22 protein-coding genes, 1 pseudogene and 1 riboswitch are annotated in these 18,177 nt (G+C 38.8%); of the genes and pseudogenes, 7 read left to right on the top strand and 16 right to left on the bottom strand.

Features of this window, described 5'->3' with window-relative positions; all coding sequences use genetic code 11:
- Positions 1-2: 2 nt before the first annotated feature.
- The 5 genes from VNN39_RS03945 to VNN39_RS03925 form a co-directional block, all read right to left on the bottom strand.
- Complete coding sequence (locus VNN39_RS03945) at positions 3-350, bottom strand: MmcQ/YjbR family DNA-binding protein (protein ID WP_165712276.1); 348 nt, start codon at positions 348-350, stop codon at positions 3-5.
- Between the two features lies 1 nt (position 351).
- Complete coding sequence (locus VNN39_RS03940; RefSeq protein WP_338997896.1) at positions 352-861, bottom strand: GNAT family N-acetyltransferase; 510 nt, start codon at positions 859-861, stop codon at positions 352-354.
- 34 nt (positions 862-895) lie between these two features.
- On the bottom strand, positions 896-2,401 hold the full coding sequence (gene rlmD / locus VNN39_RS03935) for a 23S rRNA (uracil(1939)-C(5))-methyltransferase RlmD (protein WP_339007248.1): 1,506 nt from the start codon (positions 2,399-2,401) through the stop codon (positions 896-898).
- A gap of 100 nt (positions 2,402-2,501) precedes the next feature.
- Positions 2,502-2,894 carry a VOC family protein gene (locus tag VNN39_RS03930; protein ID WP_165714008.1) on the bottom strand — a complete coding sequence of 131 codons (393 nt, stop codon included), beginning with the start codon at positions 2,892-2,894 and terminating at the stop codon, positions 2,502-2,504.
- A gap of 25 nt (positions 2,895-2,919) precedes the next feature.
- Positions 2,920-3,285, bottom strand: a complete 366-nt coding sequence (locus tag VNN39_RS03925) for a helix-turn-helix domain-containing protein (protein ID WP_339007246.1) — start codon at positions 3,283-3,285, stop codon at positions 2,920-2,922.
- 141 nt (positions 3,286-3,426) lie between these two features.
- Here VNN39_RS03925 and VNN39_RS03920 point away from each other — a divergent pair, with 141 nt between their 5' ends.
- The 5 genes from VNN39_RS03920 (at position 3,427) to VNN39_RS03900 (ending at position 7,653) form a co-directional block, all read left to right on the top strand.
- Complete coding sequence (locus tag VNN39_RS03920; protein ID WP_270265252.1) at positions 3,427-4,245, top strand: aldo/keto reductase; 819 nt, start codon at positions 3,427-3,429, stop codon at positions 4,243-4,245.
- Between the two features lie 15 nt (positions 4,246-4,260).
- Positions 4,261-5,454, top strand: a complete 1,194-nt coding sequence (locus tag VNN39_RS03915) for an MFS transporter (protein ID WP_338997893.1) — start codon at positions 4,261-4,263, stop codon at positions 5,452-5,454.
- A 93-nt stretch (positions 5,455-5,547) separates the two neighbouring features.
- A complete protein-coding gene (gene recX / locus VNN39_RS03910) occupies positions 5,548-6,381 on the top strand; it encodes a recombination regulator RecX (protein WP_165712284.1) in 834 nt (277 codons plus the stop codon).
- 83 nt (positions 6,382-6,464) lie between these two features.
- On the top strand, positions 6,465-7,313 hold the full coding sequence (locus VNN39_RS03905) for a MurR/RpiR family transcriptional regulator (protein WP_017369518.1): 849 nt from the start codon (positions 6,465-6,467) through the stop codon (positions 7,311-7,313).
- A 31-nt stretch (positions 7,314-7,344) separates the two neighbouring features.
- Positions 7,345-7,653 carry a DUF960 domain-containing protein gene (locus tag VNN39_RS03900; protein ID WP_096368946.1) on the top strand — a complete coding sequence of 103 codons (309 nt, stop codon included), beginning with the start codon at positions 7,345-7,347 and terminating at the stop codon, positions 7,651-7,653.
- A gap of 33 nt (positions 7,654-7,686) precedes the next feature.
- Here the strand turns inward: VNN39_RS03900 and VNN39_RS03895 are convergent, their stop codons facing one another.
- The 4 genes from VNN39_RS03895 to rpsF all read right to left on the bottom strand — a co-directional run bounded on the left by VNN39_RS03895 (position 7,687) and on the right by rpsF (position 9,753).
- Positions 7,687-8,454: a metallophosphoesterase gene (locus VNN39_RS03895; protein WP_338997892.1), complete on the bottom strand. Its 768-nt coding sequence runs from the start codon at positions 8,452-8,454 to the stop codon at positions 7,687-7,689.
- Between the two features lie 108 nt (positions 8,455-8,562).
- Positions 8,563-8,808: a 30S ribosomal protein S18 gene (gene rpsR, locus VNN39_RS03890; RefSeq protein ID WP_003133134.1), complete on the bottom strand. Its 246-nt coding sequence runs from the start codon at positions 8,806-8,808 to the stop codon at positions 8,563-8,565.
- Positions 8,809-8,927: 119 nt separating this feature from the next.
- Complete coding sequence (ssb, locus tag VNN39_RS03885) at positions 8,928-9,422, bottom strand: single-stranded DNA-binding protein (RefSeq protein ID WP_165712290.1); 495 nt, start codon at positions 9,420-9,422, stop codon at positions 8,928-8,930.
- A gap of 37 nt (positions 9,423-9,459) precedes the next feature.
- A complete protein-coding gene (gene rpsF / locus VNN39_RS03880) occupies positions 9,460-9,753 on the bottom strand; it encodes a 30S ribosomal protein S6 (protein WP_003133129.1) in 294 nt (97 codons plus the stop codon).
- 619 nt (positions 9,754-10,372) lie between these two features.
- A riboswitch (Lysine riboswitch) is annotated at positions 10,373-10,549 on the top strand.
- A 76-nt stretch (positions 10,550-10,625) separates the two neighbouring features.
- Here rpsF and VNN39_RS03875 point away from each other — a divergent pair.
- Positions 10,626-12,089, top strand: coding sequence for an amino acid permease (locus VNN39_RS03875; protein WP_339007244.1), 1,464 nt, complete (start codon positions 10,626-10,628; stop codon positions 12,087-12,089).
- Positions 12,090-12,115: 26 nt separating this feature from the next.
- On the opposite strand, the gene dnaX is transcribed toward VNN39_RS03875, so the two are convergent.
- From dnaX to VNN39_RS03860, 3 genes are read right to left on the bottom strand one after another with little or no spacing between them, the layout of a single operon-like run.
- Positions 12,116-13,780: a DNA polymerase III subunit gamma/tau gene (dnaX, locus tag VNN39_RS03870; protein WP_338997891.1), complete on the bottom strand. Its 1,665-nt coding sequence runs from the start codon at positions 13,778-13,780 to the stop codon at positions 12,116-12,118.
- A 12-nt stretch (positions 13,781-13,792) separates the two neighbouring features.
- Positions 13,793-14,413, bottom strand: a complete 621-nt coding sequence (locus tag VNN39_RS03865; protein WP_338997890.1) for a hypothetical protein — start codon at positions 14,411-14,413, stop codon at positions 13,793-13,795.
- Between the two features lie 12 nt (positions 14,414-14,425).
- The gene (locus tag VNN39_RS03860; protein WP_096368941.1) at positions 14,426-14,905 is read right to left on the bottom strand and encodes a GAF domain-containing protein; all 480 of its coding nucleotides are present in this window, start codon (positions 14,903-14,905) and stop codon (positions 14,426-14,428) included.
- A 149-nt stretch (positions 14,906-15,054) separates the two neighbouring features.
- Here VNN39_RS03860 and VNN39_RS03855 point away from each other — a divergent pair, with 149 nt between their 5' ends.
- Positions 15,055-15,324, top strand: coding sequence for a chorismate mutase (locus tag VNN39_RS03855; protein ID WP_165712297.1), 270 nt, complete (start codon positions 15,055-15,057; stop codon positions 15,322-15,324).
- Here VNN39_RS03855 and VNN39_RS03850 read toward each other — a convergent pair.
- The 4 genes and pseudogenes from VNN39_RS03850 to VNN39_RS03835 form a co-directional block, all read right to left on the bottom strand.
- Positions 15,317-15,748 carry a hypothetical protein gene (locus tag VNN39_RS03850; protein WP_213496963.1) on the bottom strand — a complete coding sequence of 144 codons (432 nt, stop codon included), beginning with the start codon at positions 15,746-15,748 and terminating at the stop codon, positions 15,317-15,319. The genes VNN39_RS03855 and VNN39_RS03850 overlap by 8 nt on opposite strands.
- A gap of 64 nt (positions 15,749-15,812) precedes the next feature.
- Positions 15,813-17,153, bottom strand: a pseudogene (gene glnA, locus VNN39_RS03845) (type I glutamate--ammonia ligase).
- A 56-nt stretch (positions 17,154-17,209) separates the two neighbouring features.
- Positions 17,210-17,575 carry a MerR family transcriptional regulator gene (locus tag VNN39_RS03840; RefSeq protein ID WP_003133119.1) on the bottom strand — a complete coding sequence of 122 codons (366 nt, stop codon included), beginning with the start codon at positions 17,573-17,575 and terminating at the stop codon, positions 17,210-17,212.
- An 86-nt stretch (positions 17,576-17,661) separates the two neighbouring features.
- Positions 17,662-18,096 carry a low molecular weight protein-tyrosine-phosphatase gene (locus VNN39_RS03835; RefSeq protein ID WP_165713992.1) on the bottom strand — a complete coding sequence of 145 codons (435 nt, stop codon included), beginning with the start codon at positions 18,094-18,096 and terminating at the stop codon, positions 17,662-17,664.
- Positions 18,097-18,177: the final 81 nt, after the last annotated feature.

Here is an 18,177-nt window from a genome sequence, read left to right as displayed (position 1 = left end):
TTTTATTCTCTTTTTGGTTTGATTAAATGATAACTGTTCTCAATCATCTGTTTCGCTTGTTTCTCTGAAACGTCACCACCAAAATGAATATCATTCCAGTGCGTTTTATTCATGTGCCAGGCTGGGCGTATTGAGTCAAAAGATTCACGCAGTTCCTCATTGACTGAAGGTAAACCTTTGACAGCCAAAACAAGCTCGCCTTCACGCTCCGAGATGTAGACAAAAGATTTTTTATTTTTTAGATGCTTCACTACAATCGTCGCTGGCCCTTTTTCCATCTTTGCAAAAGGTGTATCTGCAAAAGTTGGACCAAGCGCTAAGCAAAACGCTAGCCAGTTTTCTTTATTCATCTCATTCTCCTAAAAGGAGTTGATAAGCGAAGCGATCTCCTTCGTAGAAAACCATACCGCGCTTTTCAAAGCCCTCACGCTCAAAGACTGCCTGCATCACTGCATTAGCTGGATGCGTATCCACGCGAAAGTCCTTATATCCGCGTGCTTGCATCAGAGTAAAGATGTTTGAAAAAAGATATTTTGTCAGACCCAGACCACGGTATTGGTCAGACAGTGCTAAACAATGGACAGTGACATAGTCTAAGCTATCATTTAACCACTTACCCTTATAAATTTTCGTATATTGCGTATCTTCGCCAGTAATGATCGCACAAAAGCCTGCAACTTTTTCATCTACAATCAAAACATAACCGACATCTTCCTGAATGAAATTTTCAATATCACTTTGTGCAGGATACTCAGCTTGCCATTGATCACTCCCGGATTTGCCCAGAAATTCTCGCGCTTGAGCAATAATCGGCATAATGGTTATAACATCCGCTTTGGTTGCCTTTCTTAAATAAATCATGCTTTTCCTCTCCGCTCAAACTAAACGCCCTATTTTATTTTCTTTTTCTACGTGGCTTGTCGTATCCTTGCTTGGATTTTTCTGCACGAAAAGGTGCTGCTAAAGGTTGGGCAAGTTTACGCATTTTTACTACCGCTTCAGTACGTGCTGTATGTGGGAACATATCGACAGATTGGATATATTCGATGCTGTAAAATTGCGAAAGGATTACTAAGTCTTTTGCTAAAGTCGAAACATTACAAGACACATAAACCAGTTTTTCTGGTGTATAAGTGGTGATTGTTTCCAACAAAGCATCATCCAATCCTGTACGCGGTGGATCAACGATAAGGGCTGTGGCTCTATGGCCTGACTTATACCAGTTAGGAATGATACGTTCTGCTTTACCTACTTCATAGTGGCAATTTTTAAAGCCAAGACGTTTTGCATTGGCTTTAGCATCTGCGATAGATTCTGGCGTAATATCCATTCCGTGGACCGACTTAACTTTCTTAGCCACGCCAAAACCGATGGTGCCGACACCGCAGTAGGCATCAATAACACGGTCGTCTTTTTTCGGATTCAACGCGCGTACGGCTTCACCGTAGAGCACATTAGCTTGTTCTGAATTGAGTTGATAAAAAGCACGTGGTAACAACTCAAAGTCATAATCCAAAACGCCTTCGGTAATCGTTTCTTTTTCCGCAAAAAGCATCTGTGTACGGTCACCATAAATTTCGCTGGTTTTCTTCGGATGGAAGTTGGCTGATACAGAAACAATCTCTTGGAACTCTTCCGTCAAGTCAGATAAAATATTATCCATCTTCACCAAGTCTTTGCGTTGACGTTTTGAAAGCTCTTCACGTGGTGCAGGCCAAACCTGCCCATCTAAACTGATACGTGCGGATGTCACGAAAATAATTTGGACTTCACCTGTTTTTTGGCTGCGTCGCGCAACGATGGTGCGAATCCCCATGACTTTACGCTCATCATACACAGGCAAATTGTATTTTTCAATCAAGCGACAAATACGATTAGCGATATTTTGGATGACTTCGTCTTGCACCAAACAATTTTCTAAATTCACCAAGTGATGTGTGCCTTCTTTGTATAAGCCAGCAATAACATCGCCATTGTTTAGACGGCGCACTTGAAATTGCAACTTATTACGGTAACGCAAAGGATTTTCCATACCAAGTGTTGGTAGAAGTTCGTACTTCTTCCAACCTGTTGGGCGGTATTTTTCGAGAGATTGGCGGAGCAAATCTCGCTTAAACTCTAATTGTTGCGGATAAGCAAGGTGCATGATATGCGAACCGCTAAGCTCATGGTAAACACGATCTTCGGGTTTGACACGGTATTTTGACTTTTTATTTATCTTGACAACTTTTGCGCGTGAAAAATTACGGGCATTTTCTGTAATCTCTGCCAAAATTTCTTCTGTAGGCAGTGCATAAGGCACAAATACTAAGCGGCCATGGTAAGAGGCGATTCCTTCGCCATTGATACCCATACGCTCAATATTGAGTGGGATTTTTTGTCCAATTTTCAGATTAATCATATCCCAATTTTAACATAATTTCCCTATAATTGGACCACTAAAATCCAAGGATTCTCCTATTTATAAAGAAAAAATACCAGCGTACATACTGGAATTTTTTCTATTCATGTAATTCTATCGGTAATTCATCAGGATCATAGAAGAAAACCATCTTCTTATTGGTAATCTCATCCACGCGCAATTCTTCAACTTTAACCCCTTGATCCGATAAGTAAGCCATATCTGCTTCAATATTATCGGTCTGTATTGCCAAATGACGTAATCCTTTCGCCTCTGGATACGAGACCCGCTCAGGAGCATCCATTTTGATAAAAAGTTCTATTTCGGTACTGTCATTCATTTGGAGATCGATTTTCACATCCCCTTTATCCAGACGATGGCTTTCTCTGATTACTGGAAATCCCAGAATATCTACATAAAAGTGTCGTGATTCTTCGTAATCACTCCCTATAATAGCAATATGGTGTATACTCTTAAAATTTGGTGTGTACATGTTTCTCTCTCTTATCTTCTCAACCTCAAGCCTTAATCTCATCTTCTTCCAAGATACAAACATCGTCTCCTTGGGCTTTGAGATTGCGTACATGATCTTCACCCCAAGAACATAGGCTATCCAAAATATTATTCAAGCTTTCACCATATGGGCTAAGTGAATACTCTACTTTTGGCGGCACTTGATTGTAAACGGTGCGGACAATGATATTATCCAGCTCTAATTCACGTAATTGTTGTGTAAGCATTTTTTGACTGATCCCTGGAATACTTCGTTTAAGTTTACCTGGGCGGCGTGGTTGGTGTCTCAGATTACACAAAATGATAGATTTCCACTTCCCACCAATAACGTCCATTGTGGCCTCCACACCTATATTATAAGTTTTTTCCAAAAAAATTCTCCTCTCTAAACCCTTTATTTCAAACAAAACTTACTTTTTTGTATGTATATGACAAAAAAGTAGGTACTATTCAACAAGTTATTTTTATTATATACTATTTTTTGTCAAAAGAAAACCTAAGGAGAAAAGACAATGAAACTTAACAATACAACACATATCCCCGAATTAGGATTAGGCGTTTTCCAAATCTCAAATGAGGAAACTGCCGAAGTCGTAAAAAATGGAATCATCAACGGCTATCGTTTGATCGATACCGCCCAGATTTATGGTAACGAAGAAGGCACAGGACAAGGGATTAAGGCTGGCCTTGAAGACACAAATCTTACACGCGAAGATCTCTTTATCACATCAAAACTATGGGGCAGCAACCTTTCTTATGAGGAAACCATTCAAAGCTTTGAAACAAGTTTAGAAAAATTGGGCTTGGATTACCTTGATCTTTATCTTATCCACTGGCCAGGTACTGATTATGGGTTTGAAGCTTCTTGGAAAGCTATGGAAGACCTCTATAAAGATGGACGTATCAAGGCTATCGGTGTAAGTAACTTCCAAAAACATCACTTAGAGCGTCTCTTTACCTATGCACAAATTGTCCCTGCAGTAAATCAAATCGAGCTCCACCCTAAACTTGCTCAAAAAGAACTGCGTCACTTTTTAGAAGCACATGATATTAAAGTACAAGCTTGGTCGCCATTGATGCAAGGACAACTGTTAGACAATGAAACAATTAAAACAATTGCTCAAAAGTACAATAAATCAACAGCACAAGTTATACTTCGTTGGCATTTAGAACAAGGCATCTTGGTTAACGTGAAATCTGTCAAAACAGAACGTATGCGTGCCAACCGTGATGTATTTGATTTCTCTCTGGATCAAGATGACATGAAACTCTTAGATGGTCTTGACGAAAACTTACGTGTAGGACCAGATCCAGAAACATTTAACTTTTAAAAAATAGGAACCCTTATGAAAAAAATTTCACCAAGCCTGACCTTATTGGCTTTAGCCATCAATGCCTTTGCCATAGGCTCAACAGAATTCATCAGTGTTGGTCTTATGCCGATGATTGTGAACACTTTTAATATCAATTTATCTCAAGCAGGCCTCACCGTTTCTTTATACGCTTTAGGCGTAACTCTTGGAGCACCTCTCCTTACGATTGTTACAGGCACATGGAATCGTCGCTCATTAATGTTAGCTATTATGCTTCTCTTTATTAGCGGAAATCTCTTATCCGCTTTTGCTCCAACTTTCCTCCTGCTCTTAGTTGGACGTATTCTAGCAGCGTTAGCACATGGTATCTTTATGTCGGTGTCAACACTTATTGCCGCAAATGTTGTTCACCCTGAAAAACGTGCTTCTGCTATTGCCTTAATGTTTACTGGGCTTACTGTAGCAACGGTTATTGGCGTTCCTTTAGGAACTTTCATCGGGCAGCATTCAACCTGGCATATGTCCTTTATCTTTATTGCCGTGATTGGATTGATTGGATTATTAGCGAGCATCTTTTTAATTCCAACAAATCTCCCTATTTCAGGTAAAGTAAACTTAAGTGGCTTTGCAAGAATTTTCCGCAATAAATATATTATGACCTCTTTCTTCATTACTGCTTTTGGTTATGGAGGCACGTTTGCTGCTTATACTTACTTAGCGCCTTTATTAGAAGATACCTTTAATTTCAGCTCAAGTACTGTTGTTGTCGTTTTGGTCGCTTACGGTATAATGGTAGCAATCGGTAATACTATCGGTGGACATTACTCAAATAAAAAGATTTTACCTGTATTACTCAAAATGTTTGGTGCTTTAACTGTAAGTTTGCTTATTCTTTTTGTTGCAGCATCAATGGCATCTCAGTGGCTGGGGTTGCTCGCAACGCTTTTACTCGGTTTATTTGCCTTCATGAACGTCCCTGGTTTACAACTTTATGTCGTGCAGTTGGCTGAAAAATTCACTCCTCAAGATATTACTCTTGTTTCAGCTTTTAATATTTCAGCTTTTAACATCGGTATTACACTCGGTTCATTTGCCGGTGGCGAGGTAGCGAAAGCAAGTAGTGTTATCTATACACCACTTGCAGGGATTGTTATTGTCCTCCTTGCTATGCTTCTCATTATTGGGGCTCAAAAACAATCCATCGGAATCAGATCTCTCCAAGATTAAAATAAAAAAGCTTCTAGTCTTCTTCTAGAGCTTTTTTATTAAAACTGGAAAAATCTATTTCCCCTTCATCTTGTACTCTGCTATAATAAAGTTATGATAAAAATCAAGGAAATCACAAAACTCAAAAAGCTTTATAAAGTTACGCTGACAGAGTCTTTTTCATATAAGGAATGGGAAGAGGCTAGAGATAAAATCTACGTCTGTGAGGATACAATTGTAAAATATATGCTAACACGAGATAAGGTCCTTCCTACAGATGAACTGGAGCAATTATTAGCTTTTGACAATTTTGCACAAGGTAAATCCTTAGCCCTTTACTTTATTTCCTTCAAAGCTAGGACATCGTCAGAAGTCAAGAAATATCTCTATGACCATAATATTCAGTCGGCTCAAGTAGAAGATATCATTGATAACCTTACTAAAAACGGTCTCCTTAATGACCAAGCTTATATTGAAAGTTATATTCAAGGAAAAGTTCGTACAGCAAGTGCTGGACCTTATCAGATCAAACAAAAACTCCATCTGAAGGGACTAGATTTGCAACTTATTGATGAAGGGATAACCCAAGTTTTCAATGAAGAAAAACAAATTGATGTGGCTGTCACTCTTGCGGAAAAAATAGTCCGGCAAAAAGCAAGCCGCCTCACTCTTCAACAGCTCAAACAAAAAGTCACACAAAGCCTCACTGCTAAGGGATTTTCTTACGCCATTAGTACCATCGCTCTTGAAAGTTTAGAACTTGAAGCGGATGAAGAAAATGAGTTAGAACTCCTTTACACTGAACTCGACAAAAGCGCGCGTAAATACAGTAGAAAATACGAAGGCTATGAGCTTAAGCAACGCATCACCCAAGCCTTAGCCCGTAAAGGTTTCGACTTTAGTGATATTTCTAGCGCAATTCGAGACTATGATTTTGAAGAGGAATAAATCAACTTTCTGTATTAAAAGCATTTCCCATTTTCCACCTCAAAATTGTGTTATGATATAATAAAAGCAAGACTGGAAAGCATATGACACAATCTCTCATCACACGTATCAACTCTTATTACGATAACCTCAGTAAATCTGATCAAGCCATTTCAAATTACTTGATTGAAAATATGGACAGCGCCGCGCGCTTATCCATTCAAGAATTCGCAAAGAACACTAAAGTATCTACTGCAACTATTTCGCGGTTTGCTAAAAAAATCGGCTTTGATTCTTTTCAAGATTTAAAGTTAGCTATCCACAGTACCGAAAAATTTAAATCCGATAACTTTTTCAGCGAACTCTCGCCAGAAGATAGCTATAAAGATATCCTTGCCAAAAATTTTACAAGTAATATTTCTTCTCTCAATGCAACATTGCAGCTGATAGAGAGTGATACTTTGGATAAGGTTATGAATATCCTCTTATCCACCAAAACATGTGGTTTTTTTGGTCTGGGTGGCTCTAATGCCGTTGCTTTAATTGCTTACCATAAATTTTTGCGTATGCCACTACAAACGGTATATCATCAGGATTTTCACTATCAACAAATGTTAGCCTCCAAACTGACAGAAAAAGACTGTGCTTTCGTTATTTCGCATACCGGTAAAAACAAAGATACGCTGAAAATAGTTGATATTCTGAAGAACAATCACGTTCCTGTGATTGCTATCACCTCATTTGCGAACTCAGCCTTGGTGAAAAAAAGTGATTTGGCACTTATTTCAATATCTGAGGAAATATCTTTTCGACCCGAAGCCGTTGCTTCAACCGTCTCCCAAATTAGTCTTCTAGATGCCATTTTTTTGATGTATGGCATGAAAGCTCAAGATTCGATTGAAGATACTTTGGAAAACATTCGAGAAGTTATCAGCCAAACCCGTTTAAATTAAAATATAAAGTTAATGATAAAGGAGGAGCAAAATGGCATTTACTGAAACAAAAGGACGCTATGCAAGCTATGGAACTGTCTCCAGCATTCCTGGTGAAATCATTGACAGTTTTTGGTTCATCATTGACAATCAGCTAAAAGGCGTTATCCCGCTTGAGCCTCTTATCAATTTTGAATTGCTCAACCAAAAAGGACTACTTTCCGTGAAATTTTCACAGCCTCACAATCCTTTAACTGTTACGGTTGATTTCCAATACCCTTTTAATACTTCTTGGCCACGTCATTTCCATGCTGTTGATAATAACGGTAAGGAAACTATCATCTCTTCACAAGAACGTTAAATAAAAGTCTCCAGATAAAATTCTGGAGACTTTTTAAATTTCGTAATAGACAATTTCTGGAGGGACACCAAACCTGATTGGTAAAAAAGTTAGCCCGATACCGGCATTGACAAAAAGTTTTGTGCCGTTGCCTAACGAGTATAAGCCGGAATCATAAGTCTTCGATCCATCATTACGTAAGCGCAAACTCCCAAGGCGAATTTGCCCTCCGTGGCTATGACCTGCAATAACTAAATTATATTTTTCAGGAAACTCCACTTGCAAAATCGTATCTGGCTCATGAATCATTAAAATTGAAAAATCGGCTTGCTCAGGAACCATACTAAAATTTGGTTGTCCTTCGCGTAAATCATCAAGTCCCGTTAAGGATACAGCCCCTGATGCAAGCGATTGATTGGTAAGTACAGTAAAACCAGCTTCCCTTAGAAAAGTTTTTATATAGTTCACATTTCCTTCATCTGAAAAATCATGATTACCCAAAATCGCAAATTTTCCCAAAGGAGCTTTAAGTTCTACTAAAATTTCTTTTACCTTATCGACATCATGCGCTTGTGCCCAATCGACTTTATCAAATAAGTCGCCTGTGAACAAGATCAAATCAGGTTGTGTTTTTTTTATGTGTTTTGAAAATTTTAAAAAACGGCGTGGGTGGGTATGCCAATTAAAATGTGTATCCGTAAAGTGTGCAACTCTCAGCCCGGCTGTGTTTGAAATTGTCACTTGTCGCACACGCATAAAATGTGGTTCAACGAAAATCCCATAAGCCAAAAGGCAAAAAAGTAAAATTATAATCCATGTCATTGCTTTATTTTACCACATTCATATTTTTTATTCTTCATAATAAGATTAATGAATCCCTTTGTATAAAAGAAGCTAACAAAAAAACACCCGAAGGTGCTTAATTATTTCTTAGTTTTCGTCAGAAGCTACGAATGGCAAGAGAGCCATAACACGTGCGCGTTTGATAGCTGTAACCACTTTACGTTGGTTTTTAGCTGAAGTACCAGTTACGCGACGTGGCAAGATTTTACCACGTTCTGAGATAAAACGTTTCAAGAGTTCAGTGTCTTTGTAATCAACAACTTCGATTTTGTTAGCTGCGATAAAGTCAACTTTTTTACGGCGTTTGAAGCCACCACGTTTTTGAAAAGCCATAGTGTGTTTCTCCTTATATTATTGTAAGATGTTGTTGAGTAGAAAAGTCAATACGGATACCGCTTTTATACTCAACGAATAGGGCTCAGATAGACTGCCTTGTACAGCTGCCTTACTTATTAGAATGGAAGATCATCATCTGAGATTTCCATTGGTAAGCCACCAAACGGATCTGCATCACGACCAAAATCAGGTGTTGAATTGCCTGCTGAGCTGTTAGAGCCAGCAAAAGGACGATTTTGTGATTGTTGTTGCTGTGGTGCAGAATATGAACCAGAGCCACCTTCACGTGCAGCACGACTTTCAAGCATTTGGAAGTTATCAGCCAATACCTCAGTCACGTAAACACGTTGACCTTCTTTGTTCTCATAATTTCGTACTTGAATACTACCTGTTACACCAATCAAGGCACCTTTTTTAGCCCAATTTGCCAAGTTTTCAGCAGATTGGCGCCAGATGACACAGTTAATGAAATCAGCTTCACGCTCGCCTTGCGCGTTTTTAAAACGACGGTTAACAGCAATCGTAAATGTAGCAACCGCAGTATTTTGCGGTGTGTATCGCAGTTCAGGGTCACGCACGACGCGTCCAACCAAAACAACATTATTAATCATGATGTTTCTCCTTTAAATTTGTCCAGCTAAACTAGAATTAAGCTTCTACTTTAGTGATCATATGACGAAGAATATCGCCGTTAATCTTAGCAAGACGGTCAAATTCGCTCAAAGCTTCTGAATCAGTAGCAGCTTCAAGAGTTACGATGTGGTAGATACCTTCGCGGAAGTCTTGAATTTCGTAAGCGAGTTTGCGTGTTTCCCAGTCTTTAGACTCAAGATTAGCAGCACCGTTGTCAGTCAAGATACTATCGAAACGTTCAACGAGGGCTTTCTTTGCTTCTTCTTCAATGTTTGGACGAATAATATAAAGAATTTCGTATTTTGTCATTGATTTTTCCTCCTTTTGGACTAATGACACAGGTTGGAGCCTGTGTAAGTTATGAGTTTTACTCACGAGTATATATTCTATCAGATTTAACTACTTTTTGCAAGTTGATTTATCTTGCTTTGTGGTTTTATAAAATAAAAAATAACCCTCTGACTCTGCAGAAGATTTCTCAATGTTTTTATTTACTAAGCTACTACGTCAAGCACATTAGCTGGAATGTAGCGATACTGACCTTCTTTCGATTGATAATAGCCAAGCTTCTTCACTATAAAGTGTAACTTACAACGACTATCAAAGCGCTGATATAAGTGGGAAATCTCCCCTTGCTGGCTACGGGTTACGCATACAATTTTTTCTCCCGCGTAAGTTGGAGATACATATTTTGGGGTAAACGTCATAGAAAACCACCTCCAGATATAGTTGAGATGAAAACGCAATCATCTCTTCTTACATTATAACTCTTTTTAAGCTCTAAAACAAATGTCTAGATTTTCTTAAGGACGATACAAATCATTAAAAACTCTGTGTTTTTAAACATCGAATTGCATAATTATTCATCTTAGCTAGGCTCCTCCTTGACATCCCTCCTAAATTAATCTAAAATATTCATAAATACTTAATAAACGATAGAGGTCGCAACCAATAATAAGCTAAGCAGAGCTAGAGCATGCTGAGAAGTTTAGCCCAGGAGCGGTTGCCGAAAGAAAAGTTATGCTCACTAACTTTTCTTGGTTTAACAGGAAACACCTGTTAAACTGTCGTGATCTAATCCTAGACACGATGCGCTATTCGGATGAAAGATCTTTCTGACGTTTAGCAATCTCTAAGGGATTGCTTTTTGTATTAATATTTATAAATTTAGGAGAGAAGTAATGGATAATACTTCAAATAATGAGGGAACGCCATCCACGCAAGTTAAACGTGGTCTCAAACACCGTCACTTAACAATGATAGCTTTAGGAGGAACGATTGGTACCGGGTTATTTGTTGCATCAGGTGCAACAATTTCTCAAGCTGGACCTCTGGGCGCCTTAGTAGCCTATATCGCTATTGGCCTCATGGTTTTCTTCCTTATGACGTCTTTAGGTGAAATGGCATCTTATCTTCCAGTGTCTGGCTCTTTTGCATCATTTGCCGACCGTTATGTGGATAAAGCTTTTGGTTTCGCGATGGGTTGGAATTATTGGTTTAACTCAGCAATTACTGTGGCGGTTGAGGCTGCTACAGTTGGTGTCATTATGCAATTTTGGTTGCCCCATGTGCCTACATGGATATGGTCAACTATCGTAATTGCGCTTATCCTCTTGGTTAATCTTATTTCAGCTAAGGCTTATGGTGAAGCAGAATTTTGGATGGCGACAATTAAAGTCATCGCTGTTATCGCCTTTATCGTGATTGGTCTCGCAACAATTTTTGGAATTATGAGTTATAAGCCAGATGTGGCACGCAATCTTTCTGCTGGAGGAAATCATGGTTTTGTCGGTGGTATTGGAGGTATGATTGCTGTCTTCATGATTGCAGGCTTCTCTTTCCAAGGTACTGAAATCGTTGGTATTGCAGCCGGTAAATCAGAAAATCCTGAGAAAAATGTTCCCTCAGCGATTAAACAAGTCTTTTGGCGGATTATTATTTTCTATTTCCTCTCAATATTCGTAATCGGTGCCTTGGTTTACTATAAAGACCCAAGTCTTCTCCGTGCAGCAACACAAAGTGATATTACTGTTTCTCCATTTACCTTGGTATTTGAACGTGCTGGCTTAGCTGCTGCTGCATCCGTTATGAATGCGGTCATCTTAACCTCTGTTATTTCATCTGCCAATTCTTGGTTATATGCTGCTTCTCGCATGCTTTTTGGTATGGCGAAAGAGGGCCATGCACCGAAAATCTTCGCTAAAACAAATACAAGCAACGGTGTACCAATTTATGCAATTTTAGCGACTGTTGCCATTGGGCTATTGGCCTTCTTGACAAGTATCTTTGGTACTGAGATTTATTTCTATTTAGTCGCTGCTTCCGGTTTGTCTGGTTTCTTGGCTTGGATTGGAATTGCTATCTGTCATTTCCGCTTCCGCCGTGCTTTTATTAAACAAGGTCATAAACTTTCTGAGTTAGGCTACCATGCCAAATGGTTCCCTATTGGGCCAATCATCGCTCTTATTCTTTCAATCATTATCGTTATCGGGCAAATTACTACCGTAACGATGAATGCGCAAAGCATCATTACGACCTACCTTGCTTTACCTCTCTTCTTGATTTTATATTTCTCTTACAAAATCGTGAAGAAAACAAAACTCATTCCTCTTGAAGAAGTTGATTTAAGCCGTGATATTGATTAAAAAAAAAAACGCCATGAGGCGTTTTTTTAATCGTTTATTACTTTCACTTTTTCTCCAAAAAATTCTTTTGCTTTACTTACAAGAACTTCTTTTTCTTCAGATTCTGGCTCAGATTCGGTATCTTTTGTAACATGTTGTCCTCCTTTTTTGAGGCTTAAAACATACTCTTGACGTAAAGCTTGCCAATCTTGCTCTGCTAAAGCAATAATCTCTGGAGAAAATCCCAATATTGATGACATTAAATTACCAAAAGTTAATTGTAAGTTTTCATTTTCTGTAACGCGCTTTGCTAAATTACCATGAGGAAAAGTAACCACCACAAAATTACTTGAGGCAGCGACAGGTGCTGTATTATTGATTATGGCGCGATCTGAAGGCTTGGTAAAGCTGGAAACTATCTCCGGCCATGCACCAAAAACTGCTTGACGAGCTTCGTTGGTCGCTTCCTTTAGAGCTTTAAAAACTAACTCTTGGTTTACAGTATACTTTTCGGTCACTGCTTTCGTTTTTACTTGTTGCTTGATTTGAACTTCTTGACTGACGGTAGATACTACAGTCTGACTTCCTGTTTCTGCCAACTTAGCTTTTAGCGCTGCAACTTCTGCTTTTAATGCCTGAAGTTCATCGTTTAAACTTTCTGGAACTTCTTTAGCTTCGGCAGAAGGATAAGCCCCTGTATCTACAAGACGCATCGTCATCACATCTGCAGCAATTTTGCTCTGTGTTGTCTCTTTAATAATTTTCAAGGACTCAATTGCAATATTAATCCATTGGTAAAGACGTGGACGTGGGATTTCATTGTTTTCCTTTAAAAGTAAATCGCGGAAATAAGTCAAGAGATCTTCCGTGAAGCGCAACATATTTTTTCCTTCAAGAAAGATTTTCTCTAAGGCATCAAGTGCTGTTGGACCATCTGAAGCTGCCAATGCTGCAACATAAGAGATCAACGCTTCATTAGCAATAGAACCTGTCACCAAGAGAGCATCTTTCTCCGCAAGCTGGCCATCAGAAAAGCTTAAGGCCTGATCCAATAAACTCAGCGCATCACGCATTCCCCCCTCAGCCGATTTTGCAATAACATCAAGTGCCGCATCTTCAAACTCAATCTTCTCGTCAGCTAAAACTTCTGCTAAATGCTGACGTATATCATGCGTTGTAATGGCTTTAAAAGCGAACCTCTGTACACGACTGATAATCGTTGCGGGAATTTTTTGAAGCTCGGTTGTTGCTAAAACAAAGACAACATTATCAGTAGGTTCTTCCAAGGTTTTCAATAAAGCGTTGAATGCTCCCGTTGAAAGCATATGAACCTCATCGATAATATAAACCTTATAAGTTGCGCGACTAGCTGCATAGGTTGATTTATCTCGAATCTCACGAATTTCGTCAACTCCGTTATTTGAAGCAGCATCAAGTTCAATCACATCTTCAAGGCTACCTTGGGTAATAGCCTGGCAAATATCACAAGTGTTACAAGGCTCTCCCTCTTTCTGATTAGGACAGTTAATTGCTTTGGCAAAAATTTTTGCCGCGGAAGTCTTTCCTGTCCCACGTGGACCACTAAAAAGATAAGCGTGGGAAATCTGCCCATTAACAATAGCATTTTTTAAGGTTGTAGCCACCACTTCTTGGCCAACCATCTCATCAAATCTTTGACTACGGTATTTTCTATATAAAGCTTGGTAAGCCATTTTTCATTCCTTCTAATAAAGGTCTGGCTCTGCGCCAAGACCGAGCTCTTCATTGATTCGGAAAAGAACATCACGTGCCAGTATGGACTGATCAATATCGGTAGCATTATAATTTTTCATTGCCTTATAAAGAGCCCATACGCGAGCACGGATGACTGTTGCCTTATCAGCTTCAGCAGCAGAGAAAAATATCTTTCTTTGCTTCTCATCAAATATTTCCCATGCGATAGTCAAATCACAAGCAGGATCACCAACTAAGGAAGAGGCTGCCTCAGCCACTCCCGAAAATTTATCAGACGTCGTCCACACGGTGTCCAAGTTCAAACTCCCATGTAAAACAACTGCAGGCTTCGTCCATGGATTTTTTGAGGCTTTATCCCAGTATAAGCGCAGTCCTTCTACAGGCGCAATTCTTTTCATTTGATCCAACAGTGTCAAAAATTCAGCTTCAATGATTGGCAACATTAAGGATGGTTGTTCCGTTCCCGTTGCTTCTAATTGGTGCAACTGATACACAAAGTTCCCCAAGTCTTGAGCAAATGCTTTAGGCTGAGCCAAAGCATTAAAACCTACAGGTATTGCCTCACGAGTACCAAATTTATCTGCTATAAAGTTATTTACTGTTTCTTTCATTGTTTACCTCACTCAAAAAAATTTCCAATCCGTCATGTCTGATAAAATCTGGCAGAATTCTTCGAGATATTTTTGATCGACATCATCATAAAAGGAAGTTTCTGAAGCATCCAAATCTAAAACTCCTTTTAATTCACCGTCTTTAATAATCGGTACTACAATTTCTGACAGTGCTCGGCTGTCACAAGAAATATAGTTTTTATGTTCTTTAACATTGTCAACAATCAATGTTTGGCGTTTTTCTGCGGCTTCTCCACATACGCCTGCGCCTAATTTTATTTCGACACAAGAAACACCGCCTTGAAAAGGACCCAAAATAAGTTGTTCGCCATTGTACAAATAAAATCCTACAAAGACTTGATTAGGTAAGAAGTCATTGAGAAGGGCTGATGCGTTGGAGAGATTTGACAATGTATAGTTTTGTGCTGAAAGTAAACCTTTCAGTTGTAGATTAAGGAGTTCATATCCTTCAATTTTTTCGCTTTTATTCATCTTATAATTATAAACTTAACCCGCAATAGAGTCAATACATGGGGTTAAATTCTCTTTTATTTTCTTTTTGAAATCTCTTTTCCTTTGATTTTCTCTAACTTTTTTATCTAAACATTGTCCTCTATAGGCTTTTGTGTCATAATAAAAATATGACTTTAGAAAAAATTCGTAAAGAAATTGACGCACTCGATGATCAAATGATTGACCTATTAATAAGACGCATGACCTTAGTTGAAGAGGTCATCATCGCTAAGGCAGAAGAAAATAGAGATGTCTATGACTCTGGCCGAGAAGCATTTATCCTCGAAAAGATAAAAAAAAGGACCGAGGATCCACAATATACGTCCGCTGTCCAAGCTATCTATAAAGAAATCATGAAACATTCCCGAGAATATCAAGAAAAAAATCGCATTAAATAGCGATTTTTCCTTTCATACTTGAACGCAAGGCCATATATTCTAATTGTGGCAAATCCAAGAGAATAACTTTGCTGCTTTTGATTAAATCCGAGGAAAGCAGTGCATTCAAAAAACCTTTAATTTCTGTCGTTCCTAATTCAAGACACTCTACAAAAATGATATGTTGAGGGGCTTTCATTTGGGCAAGCAACGCCTTAAAATCTTCTTGTTGTAGTGCTGATTCTGGGTCTTGGCGATTAACGACAGTCAAATCTTCCTTCGCAGACAAATATTTGGAAGCAAAGTCCTCAAACAATACACCATCAGAAGCTGATTCCTGCGGTCCAGATACTGCATAGGCTCCTCTCTCCAACATCGCAAGTTTGGCAACCTGTCCATAGTCTATTTTATCTATAATATTTTTTAAATCTTCTTTTATATCCATATCTCTAGTTTAGTCTTTTTAGTATAAAAATTCAAAAAAAGCATCTCAAGGATGCTTCTCGCTTTTAATAAAGTTCTAAATAGTTATCGATTTCCCATTGGCTGACAAATTGTGCATAGCTCGCCCACTCGATTTTCTTAGCTTCAACAAAGTTAACCAAAACATGTTCACCCAAAGCAGCTGTCACTACTTCATCTTCACGTAATGCTTTTACAGCATTGTGCAAAGTCGAAGGCAAGTCTGTAATACCATGCGCTTTACGTTCACTTTCGGTCATTACATAAATATTCGCTTCAACAGCTTCTGGCGCAGCAATTTTATTTTCAATCCCATCAAGTCCTGATGCAAGGAGAACAGCCATTGTCAAGTAAGGATTGGCTGACGGATCTACTGAGCGAAGTTCCACACGTGTAGACATTCCACGAGATGCTGGTACGCGAATCAGCGGTCAGCGGTTACGTCCGGCCCAGGCAATGTAAACTGGAGCTTCATATCCAGGTACCAAACGCTTGTAACTGTTGACTGTTGGATTAGTAATAGCTGTGTAGTTATAAGCATGTTGGAGCAAGCCACCAATAAAGTAGTTGGCAGCTTCCGAGAGTCCCATGTCACCCGCTTCATCGTAGAAGGCATTTCTACCATCTTCTGTAAAGAGCGACATATTACAGTGCATACCAGATCCATTAATACCAAACTTAGGTTTAGCCATAAAGGTTGCGTGTAAACCATGTTTACGTGCGATTGTTTTCACTACAAGTTTAAAGATTTGAATATTGTCGCAAGCTTTCAATGCATCTGTATACTTGAAGTCAATCTCATGTTGCCCAACGGCTACTTCATGGTCACTTGCTTCTACTTCAAAACCAAGATCGGTAAGGACATTAACGATTTCGCGACGTGTATTCCCCGCCAAATCAGTTGGTGCAAGATCAAAATATCCACCTTTATCGTTTACTTCCAAGGTTGGTTCTTGATTTTCATCAAGCTTGAAGAGGAAAAACTCAGGCTCTGGACCAAGATTGAATTTTTTGAAGCCTAATTTTTCCATATTTTTCAGATTACGTTTCAATACGCCACGTGGATCTCCCGGAAAAGGTTGTCCTTCTGCCGTATATACGTCACAGATAACGCCGGCTACTTTTCCGTATTCGTCTCCCCAAGGGAAGATAATCCATGTGTCCCAATCTGGATAGAGGTACATATCTGATTCATTAATACGGACAAAACCTTCAATTGAACTGCCATCAAACATCATCTTGTTGTCAAAAAGTTTGTCTAACTGTTCATCAGTTGCTGGAACTTCTACGTTTTTAAGCGTTCCTAAAATGTCGGTAAACATCAGGCGTAAGAACTTGATATTTTTTTCTTTGACATCACGACGGATGTTTGCTGCTGTGATTCCCATAATACGGCTCCTTTTAAGAATAAACGATGATTCGATATCTTGCATGTAAGTTTTTCTTACATACGCGGCTGGTTAAAATGAGTTGATGTCGGATGTCCGAAACGTCCTTGCTGTGCAAATTCACGTTCTAAGGCAAGGTGTACTTCACTAATAGAGAGGTTTTTCATTGCTTTTTTCTGTCTTTGAGCATAGATACGCTTAATGTCGGCAATATTATTACCCTCTGAAAGTAAATCAGCAATATCAAAAACGATCTCAATATCATTAAGAGAATACATTCGGCGGTTACCTTCATTGCGTTCTGGAAAAAGTAAGCCTTGTTCCTCATAATAGCGAATTTGTCTTGCACTCAATCCTGTTAGTTTCATAACAGTACCAATAGGTAGCACTGCTAGGGAGTGTCTCAATTCACGTTCTTTCACCCGTCATCTCCTCAACTTCAACTCTATGGCCATATTATAAACCTAGTTTCATTTCTTGTCAAAGGTTTATGTCACATTATATAACATCAATTGCTGTTATTTTCTAAAATTTTTAAACAGCCTTCTTTTACCAAGCGGTAAGTTTCTTCGAAATCCCCCGTATACCAAGGGTCAGGAACTGATTTATTCAAGAGCATTTTTATTTTATTTTTTTGATCTGCAGGTGCCATTTTTTCTAAATTTTCTTTATTTGATGCATCCATTGCAATAATTTTATCAAAATATTGAAAATCCTCTTGTGAAATCTGTTGACTTCCTTTAGCCGAATCAAATGCAATGCCATGTTCAGTTAAAAGAGAGCGTGTCCCTGGATGGATTGGATTACCATGTTCCCAACTCGATGTGGCTCTACTTTCCACTTCGAAACTTTTCCCCTTTTTTTCAGCTAAATCTTTCATGACAAACTCAGCCATGGGGCTTCGACAAATATTACCTAAGCAGACGAATACTATTTTTTCCATATCTTCATTATAGCATAGCTATGAGCATAAAAATTACTATATAAGGTAAATTTATTTGAACATGTCCTGAAAGAAAAAATA

This window comes from Lactococcus formosensis (assembly GCF_037892375.1).
Lineage (GTDB): Bacteria > Bacillota > Bacilli > Lactobacillales > Streptococcaceae > Lactococcus > Lactococcus formosensis.
This window is presented reverse-complemented; position numbering and strand designations above follow the sequence as displayed.